Raw genomic sequence first — 8,158 nt, forward strand, 5'->3', positions numbered from 1 at the left:
CCTCCGTACCCGGTCTCCGGCCACCCGGCGCCCGGGCAGCACGGCTACCCGCAGCCGACCGCCGGCCGGTACCCCGGCGCTCCCTGGTACCCCGGCCAGCAGTCCGGCTGGGCAGGCGGGGGTCAGCCGGGCGTGGCGTACCAGCAGCACCAGCATCAGCAGCAGCACCCGGGGCAGCCCGTGCCGCCCTGGGGCCCGCAGGCCACCCCGCCCGGTGCCGGGCCCCGGCCGGGTCGGATCGCCAAGTTCGCCGGCGCCGGCGTCGCGGTGTTCGCTCTGATGCTCGGCTCCGGCGTGGCCGGCGGGGCGCTCGCGCTCGCCCTGGACGGCGACGGTGGCGGCGTCACCCGCACCTACTCCGCGGCCCCCGTGATCAACAGCGCCGACCTGCCGAAGATCGCCGCCGCCGTGCAGGACAGCGTCGTCTCCATCGCCACCGGCAGCGGCGAGGGCTCCGGCGTGGTGCTCAGCGCCGACGGCTACGTGCTCACCAACAACCACGTGGTCGCCTCCGCGGCCGGCGACACGGTCCAGGTGATCTTCGCTGACGGCAGGAACGTCCAGGCGAAGATCATCGGCACCGACCCGAAGACCGACCTCGCGGTGGTCAAGGCCAACGGGGTGAACGACCTCAAGCCGGCCACCTTCGGCGACAGCGACGGCATGCAGGTCGGCGACCAGGTGCTCGCCCTGGGCAGTCCGCTCGGCCTGCAGGGCTCGGTGACGGCCGGCATCCTCAGCGCCCGGGACCGCACCATCCGGGCCGGCGAGGGCCAGCAGCAGGACCCGAACGAGCAGGGCCAGACGGTCAGCTCGATCTCCGGCCTGCTCCAGACTGACGCCCCGATCAACCCCGGCAACTCCGGTGGCGCCCTGGTCAACACCCGGGGTGAGGTGATCGGCGTCAACACCGCCATCGCCACCTCCGGGCAGAGCACCGGCAACATCGGTGTTGGGTTCGCGATCCCCAGCAACAAGGCCAAGGACGTCGCGGGCAAGCTCCAGCGCGGCGAGAAGGTCAGCCACCCGTCGCTTGGGGTCAGCGTCAACATGGCCGAGGGCGGCGGCGCGCTGGTCGCCGGCGTCACCCCGGGAAGCGCCGCCGAGAAGGCTGGCCTCCAGCGGGGTGACGTGATCACCCGGTTCGGCGACAAGGCGGTCAACGACTCCGACGACCTCGTCGGCGCGGTGCAGGCCGGCAAGGTGGGCGACCGGGTCGAGGTGCAGTTCAAGCGGAACGGCGTCGAGAAGACCGTGACCGTGACGCTCGCCGAGACGTCCTGACCGATATCTGAACCTGCCTCCTCCCTCCGGCGGCGGGTGACGGAGCCAAGGGGGTTGGCTCCGTCACCCGCCGCTCTTTTCCGCCCCGACGGCGGTTCACCCGGATCGGGTGAACCGCCGTCACCCGTCCGCCGGGCACGGTCGGCAGGCGAAACGGCGACCGTACGGGGGTGGAGGCCATGAGCACGGTGGCGGATGTCGGCGACGACCAGCGCATCCAGCGCGACGTCCTGGCCGAGCTGGCCTGGGACGCCCAGCTGCAACCGAACGAGATCGGCGTGACCGTCGACCAGGGGGTGGTCACCCTGACCGGATTCGTGGACGGCGCTGCTCGCGGGTGGGCGGCGACCCGTTGCGCGCAGCGGGTCCGCGGGGTCCGGGCCGTGGCCGACCAGATCGAGGTGCGGCTGCCGGGCACACCGGGGCGTACCGACGGGGAGATCGCTCTCGCCGCGAGCCGGGCCCTCGAGTGGGACAGCTTCGTGCCCGCGGAACGGCTGGACGTGACCGTGGCCAACGGCTGGCTGATGCTCCGCGGCGAGGTCGAGTTCGGGTGGCAGCGCCGCACCGCCGAGGGGGAGTTGCGCCGGCTGGACGGCGTACGGGGCATCACCAACCTGGTCGAGGTGCGTCCGTCGGCGCCGCCGGCCGGTGACCGGCTGCGGCAGGACGTCCAGCGGGCGCTGCTGCGCACGATCGGCGGCGAGCGGGTGACGATCGAGGTGGACGGCGACACGCTGGTCCTCGCCGGGGTGGTCCGATCGTGGTGGGAACGCGACCAGGTCGAGCGGGTGGCCTGGTCCGCGCCGGGGGTACGGGTCGTCCACGACCAACTCCTCGTCGGCGGGTGATCGCCCGAGTTGTCCGGTTTACCGGTGACACCACCGGGAACCCGCCACGGACCGTGCCGACCGGCGGCGACACCGGACCGCGATCAACGGGGAGGACTCGGCCGTGAACCACCCGCCCGCTGACCGCGCTCCGGATCGGCCGTTGCGCATCGCGATGGTGGTGCCGCCGTGGCTGTCCGTGCCGCCACCCGGTTACGGCGGCCTGGAGCAGGTGGTGGCCGCGCTGGTGGACGCGCTCACCGGGCACGGACACGCGGTGACCATCTTCGGTGCCGGCGCACGGCACGGCACCACCGCCAGCGGCTTCGTCTCCACCGTCCCCGACGTGCAGTACGAGCGGCTCGGTGAGTCGCTGCCGGAGCTGGCCCACCTGGCGCGGGTCAACCGGATGATCAGGCCGGGCGACTTCGACCTGATCCACGACCACACCACGATCGGCCCGCTCCTGGCCGGACGCCGGAGCGTGCCCACACTGGCGACCGTGCACGGCAACCCGGTCGGCGAGTACGGCGACGTGCTCGACGAGGTCGACCGGGACGTCGCCCTGGTGGCCATCTCGCACGCCCAGCGCCGCCTCAATCCGGACCTGCCCTGGGCCGGCACCGTGCACAACGCGTTGGACCTGCGCGGCTTCCCGCGCAAGACCGCTCCCGGCCCCGGGCCGGTGCTGTGGCTGGCCCGGTTCAGCCCGGACAAGGGCCCGGACATCGCCATCCGCGCGTGCCGGGAGGCCGGGCTTCCGCTGCTGCTCGCCGGCAAGTGCAACGAGCCGGCCGAACGCCGCTACTACGAGCAGGTCGTCGCGCCGCTCGTCGGCGAGGACGTGAGGGTCGTGTTGAACGCCGACCGCGCGGAGACGCTGCGGATGCTGGTCGACGCCCGCTGCCTGATCATGCCGATCCAGTGGGAGGAGCCGTTCGGCATGGTGATGGTGGAGGCGATGGCGACCGGTACGCCCGTGGTCGCCCTCAACCGGGGCGCCGTGCCGGAGCTGGTCCAGCCGGGGGTGACCGGACTGGTCTGCGAGCGGCCGGCGGAGTTGCCCACGGCGTTGCGGGCGGCGAGGGAGCTGGATCCGGCGGCCTGCGTGGCGCACGTCGAGGAGAACTTCTCGGTCGAGCGGATGGCGTACGGCTACGAGGAGGTCTACCGACGCTTCGTCGCCAGCCGGTACGACGTCCGCGAGTCCGTCCGGGTGCCAGTCCGCTGACCGACCCGCCCCGGTGGCCCGATCAGACCCGGGCCGCGCCCAGCTCGGCGATGGCGGCGTCCAGCCGCTGCGCGTACGCCGGGCTGATTCCTCCCTCACCCAGCCGGACCGCGACCTTCTCGCGTAGCCGGGCCACCGGCGGGGCCAGCTCGTTGCGGCCGCCGCCGACCGCAGCGGTCAGGTTGCGCAGCTCGTTGCGCAGGTCGAGGCCGACGTCGGCGCGGATCTCCCCGGCGGTCAACCCGGCCCCGATAAGCCCGTCGACCCGGTTGGCGGCCTCTACCAGCGTCCCGGCCTGCGAGGTGGGCGGGCTGGTGCTCGGCCTGACCGAGGCTGTCGCGGGCGCCCGGGACGGCTCGGTGGCCGGTGGGTTGGCCGACGGGGGCGCCACCGGACCGGCGGTGGGCTGCGTCCGGGGTGTCGAGGGCTGCTCGGGCAGCAGGGCCGCGACGGCCAGCGCCACACCGACCGCCAGGACCGCCGCGATCAGCAGCAGCGCCGGCCGTCGCCGCGACCGGCCCGGCCCGGCGTCGCCCAGAGCGGGTGCGGCAGATCCATCGCCCGGCCCACCGCCCGGAGCGCCCGGCCCACCGCCCGGAGCGCCCGGAGCGCCCGGAGCCGCCGGAGCCGCCGGAGCGCCCGGAGCCGCCGGTGGCAGGGTCAGCGTGGATACCCGGGTGGTGGTGGGCGGGTCCGACGGTAGGAGGTGGTCGTTCAGCACGGTGGCGACCTGCCGGGCGGTCGGCCGGTCGGCCGGATCCCGGGCCAGGCTGCGCAGGCAGATCCGGGCCACCGCCGGGGGCAGCTCCGGCACCTCGGCCAGCGTCGGCGGCCGGCCGTCGGCCAGCGCCTCGCTGAGCTGCTCCCAGGTGTCCGCCGGATAGGGGACCCGACCGGTGAGCGCCTCGTGCAGGAGCACGCCGAGCGAGTACACGTCGGTGGCCGGCTGGGCGGGCGCGCCGTCGAGCCGCTCCGGAGCGACGTACGCTGGGGTGCCGAAGGTGCCGCCGTCCTCGTCCTCGTCGGGCGCGCCGATCCGGGTGGCGATGCCGAAGTCGAGCACCTTGACGCCCACCCCGGTCATCATCACGTTGGCCGGGGTGATGTCCCGGTGCACGATGCCGAGCCGGTGCGCGGCGGCCAGCGCGTCCGCGACCTGCGTGCCCACCTGGACCGCCTCGGCCCACGGCAGCGGCCCCTCGGTGAGCCGCAGCTCCAACTCCTCGCCATTGAGCAGCTCCATCACCACGAAGGAGGTGATGGAACCGTCCGGGGCGACCGTCTCGCCGTAGTCGTGCACCGACGTGACGTGGGGGTGCACCAGCTGGGCGGCGGCCCGCGCCTCCTCGCGCACCATGTCCCGGAACCGGGCGTCGGCGGCGAGCGACGGAGCGAGCACCTTGAGCGCGACGACCCGGTCCAGCACCTCGTCGTGGGCGCGCCAGATGACCGACATGCCGCCGGCGCCGATCTGGTCGAGAAGCCGGTACCTGCGGGCCAGCAACCGGCCCGGATGCAGTCCTGCCTTCACGGATCGCACCTGCCTCGGGGTGGGAGCGGTATCAGGTTGCGCGAATGTCTCCTGCCTGTCAACGCCGTCGCCGGACTCCGTCGGCGGGCGGCGTCCGACGTGCGTCCACCGCCCGCGCCGACGGCCCGACCGGCCGGCGGCAGGCCCGTGCCAGGATGGGTGGCATGGCGGGGGGAACGGTGGCGTTCGTACTCGGCGGCGGGGGAGTGCTCGGCGCGGTCGAGGTGGGCATGTTGCGTGCCCTGTTCCGGGCCGGCATCCAACCCGACATGGTGCTCGGCACCTCGATCGGCGCGGTCAACGGCGCGCTGGTCGCCGCCGACCCGTCGGAGGCGGTGACCGACCGGCTGGTCCGGCTCTGGGCCTCGCCCGAGGCGAGCGAGGTGTACGGCGACTCGGTCGCCCGGCAACTGCGTCGCTTCGCCGCCCGGACCCACCTGCACTCGCCCCGGCCGCTGCGCCGGCTGCTCGAATCCGAGCTGGGGGTGGACACCACGTTCGCCGACCTGCGGGTGCCGTTCCGCTGTTGCGCCGCGCACATCGAGCGGGCCGCCGAGCACTGGTTCCACACCGGCCCGGTGGTGCCGGCCGTGCTGGCGTCGGCCTCCGTGCCGGGCCTGCTCCCGCCCACCGAGATCGACGGTGCGCACTATGTGGACGGTGGCATCGTCAACTCCATCCCGATCGGGGAGGCCGTCGCCGTGGGCGCCCGCCAGATCTTCGTCCTCCAGGTGGGCCGGATCGAGCGGGAGTTGACGCCGCCCCGGCGGCCGTGGGAGATCGCGCAGGTCGCGTTCGAGATCTCCCGCCGGCACCGATTCTTCCGGGAGATGGCCGCGCTGCCCGAGGGTGTGGAGGTGCACGTCCTGCCGACCGGGGGTTTGAACCCGCGCGACGACACCCCGTGGGCGTACCGGGACATGGCGGCGGTGGGGCGGCGGATCAGCCGCGCGTACACCGCCTCGCGACGCTACCTCGCCACCCACGTGGAGCGATGATGCCGCTGCCCCCCAGGTGGCTGCGCCGGGCGGTGTTCGCCCCCGGCGTGGTGCTGCTCGCGTTCGTCGTGGTGACCACGCTGCCCGTGTGGGCGCTGCTCGCCGCGGCGGCCTCCCCGCTGGTCCCGGGCCGGTTGCGCCCGCTGCGGCTGTTCTGGATCGGCTGCGTCTACCTGGTCTGGGACGCCGCCGCCCTGCTGGCGCTCTTCGTGCTTTGGGTCGCCTCCGGCTTCGGCTGGCGGAGCCGGTCGCCGGCCTTCCAACGCGCGCACTACGTGCTGGCCGGCTGGTTCCTGCGGGTGCTGTTCTGGCAGGCCCGCTGGACGCTGCGGCTGCACATCGACGTGGTGGGCACCGATCCGGACACGGCGCTGCCCGGCCGGCCCGAGCTGGTGCTCTGTCGGCACGCCGGGCCGGGCGACTCGTTCATCCTGATCCACGGGCTGGTCAACTGGTTCAACCGGGAGCCCCGGATCGTGCTCAAGGACAGCCTCCAGTGGGACCCGGCGATCGACGTGCTGCTCAACCGGCTGCCCAACCGGTTCATCGCGCCGACGCCGGAGCGCGGCGAGGAGACGGTTCGCCAGGTCGGCCACCTGGCCACCGGCCTGGACGACAACGACGCGTTCGTGATCTTTCCGGAGGGCGGCAACTTCACCCCCAGGCGGCGACTGCGCGCGATCGCCCGGCTGCGCTCCCTCGGCCTGGAACGGATGGCGCTGCGCGCCGAGCGGATGCGGCACGTGCTCGCCCCGCAGCCCGGCGGGATGCTCGCCGCGCTGGACGCCGCCCCGGACGCCGGGGTCATCTTCGTCGCCCACACCGGGCTGGACCGCATGCTCACCGTCGCCGACGTGTGGCGGGAACTGCCGATGGACAAGCGGATCGTGATGCGGTTCTGGTCGGTGCCGCCGGAGGAGGTGCCGACCGGGCGACAGGAACGCATCGACTGGCTCTACGACTGGTGGGCGCGCATCGACGCCTGGATCGCGGCCAATCGGGACGACGCCGCGTAGGGTGCGGTCGTGGATCAGATCTGCGTGGTGACGACGGTGGTGGACGCGCGCTCGGTCGCCGACGTGCTGGCGGCCGCGGCTGTCGCCGGACGACTCGCCGCCTGCGCCCAGGTGGGTGGGCAGGTGGACAGCACCTACTGGTGGCGGTCCGGGGTGGAGACCAGCACCGAGTGGTCGGTGCAGTTCAAGACCTCGCCCGACCGGCTCACCGCGCTGGTGGACCAGATCCGGGCCAGCCACCCGTACGAGGTTCCGGAGATCCTCGTGTCCAGGGTGGAGAGCGGCGACCCGGGCTACGCCACCTGGGTACACGAGCACACCCGCCCCTGAGTACGCGCACTCTGGGCCGCGCACCGGCTGCTTTCGATGATGACCGGGTGGATGACACCGGCTACCCCTGCCCCGCCTGCGGTGCCCCGGCCGACCTGAACACCGGGTGTACCGGCTGCCGCCGCGCGCCCGACCCCGCCGCCGCCGAGGTGGTCCGGTTGGGCCGGGAGGTCGCGCGGCTCGGCCCGGAGGTGGAGCGGGCGCGCCAGACGTACGTCGAGCTGGCCGGACGGCTGGCAGCCACCTCCCGGCGGCGGGCGGAGCTGGCCGCGATCGTCCGCGCCGGGGTGGCCGCGTCCGTCCCGGTGCACCCCGCGCCGCTGCCGGTGTCGGGGCCGCCCGGTGGGTCGGGGGCGCCGGCGGAATCCACGGCGCCGGGCGCGGCGGAGACGTCGACCCGGACGGTCCAGGGTCTGCTCTTCGTCCTCGGTGGACTCCTGCTGGGCACCGCGGCGGTGGTCTTCACCGCCGTGGCCTGGGCGGCGGTGGGGGTCGGTGGCCGGGCGCTGATCCTCGCGGCGGTCACCGCGCTCGTCCTGGCCGTGCCGCTGCTGGCGGTGCGCCGGGGGCTGCGCGGCACGGCGGAGACGTTCGCCGCGGTGGGGCTGCTGCTGGTGGTGCTGGACGGTTACGCCGCCTGGTCGGTGGACCTGGCCGGCGTGACCGGCTGGCCGGGCAGCAGGTACGCCGCGCTGGTCGGGGGGGCCAGCGCGGCGGTCGCCGCGGCGTACGGCCGGTGGAGCCGGTTGACCGGGCCCTGGTTCGCCGCGTTGCTGGCCGCCCAGCCGGTGCTGCCGCTGCTCGCCGTGGAGGCCCGACCCGGCCCGGGCGGGTGGGCGCTGGTCCTGCTCGGGGTGGCGCTGCTGGACCTGGCCGTGCTGGTCGCACTGCGCGACGGGGGGCGACCAGCACGGCTCACCGGCCGGGTGCCCGACCCC

Annotated in this window: 7 protein-coding genes and 1 pseudogene; 7 read left to right on the forward strand and 1 reads right to left on the reverse strand. The window is 74.4% G+C overall.

All coding sequences use genetic code 11. The annotated features are described in order from the left end of the window. The 3 genes from DKT68_RS22355 to DKT68_RS22365 form a co-directional block, all read left to right on the forward strand. Nucleotides 1–1,284 (forward strand): trypsin-like peptidase domain-containing protein (locus DKT68_RS22355; RefSeq protein WP_236647032.1); only part of this gene is annotated, 1,284 nt, incomplete at its 5' end. Nucleotides 1,285–1,463: 179 nt separating this feature from the next. Beyond that, a complete protein-coding gene (locus tag DKT68_RS22360; protein ID WP_109819361.1) occupies nt 1,464–2,135 on the forward strand; it encodes a BON domain-containing protein in 672 nt (223 codons plus the stop codon). Nucleotides 2,136–2,289: 154 nt separating this feature from the next. Beyond that, nucleotides 2,290–3,345 (forward strand): glycosyltransferase family 4 protein, encoded by a 1,056-nt coding sequence (locus tag DKT68_RS22365; RefSeq protein WP_109819366.1) that lies wholly within the window; start codon nt 2,290–2,292, stop codon nt 3,343–3,345. Between the two features lie 22 nt (nt 3,346–3,367). Here DKT68_RS22365 and DKT68_RS22370 read toward each other — a convergent pair whose 3' ends face one another. Next, nucleotides 3,368–4,876: a serine/threonine-protein kinase gene (locus DKT68_RS22370; RefSeq protein WP_109819362.1), complete on the reverse strand. Its 1,509-nt coding sequence runs from the start codon at nt 4,874–4,876 to the stop codon at nt 3,368–3,370. Nucleotides 4,877–5,040: 164 nt separating this feature from the next. Here DKT68_RS22370 and DKT68_RS22375 point away from each other — a divergent pair, with 164 nt between their 5' ends. The 4 genes and pseudogenes from DKT68_RS22375 to DKT68_RS22390 form a co-directional block, all read left to right on the forward strand. Further along, the gene (locus DKT68_RS22375; RefSeq protein WP_109819363.1) at nt 5,041–5,874 is read left to right on the forward strand and encodes a patatin-like phospholipase family protein; all 834 of its coding nucleotides are present in this window, start codon (nt 5,041–5,043) and stop codon (nt 5,872–5,874) included. Next, nucleotides 5,874–6,890, forward strand: a complete 1,017-nt coding sequence (locus DKT68_RS22380) for a 1-acyl-sn-glycerol-3-phosphate acyltransferase (RefSeq protein ID WP_109819364.1) — start codon at nt 5,874–5,876, stop codon at nt 6,888–6,890. Before DKT68_RS22375 ends, DKT68_RS22380 begins: the two co-directional genes overlap by 1 nt. A 9-nt stretch (nt 6,891–6,899) precedes the next feature. Then, the gene (gene cutA, locus DKT68_RS22385) at nt 6,900–7,220 is read left to right on the forward strand and encodes a divalent-cation tolerance protein CutA (protein WP_109819365.1); all 321 of its coding nucleotides are present in this window, start codon (nt 6,900–6,902) and stop codon (nt 7,218–7,220) included. 47 nt (nt 7,221–7,267) lie between these two features. After that, nucleotides 7,268–8,158: pseudogene (locus DKT68_RS22390) on the forward strand (SCO7613 C-terminal domain-containing membrane protein); the annotation flags it as partial.

This window comes from Micromonospora acroterricola, from assembly GCF_003172955.1.
GTDB classification, from domain to species: domain Bacteria; phylum Actinomycetota; class Actinomycetes; order Mycobacteriales; family Micromonosporaceae; genus Micromonospora; species Micromonospora acroterricola.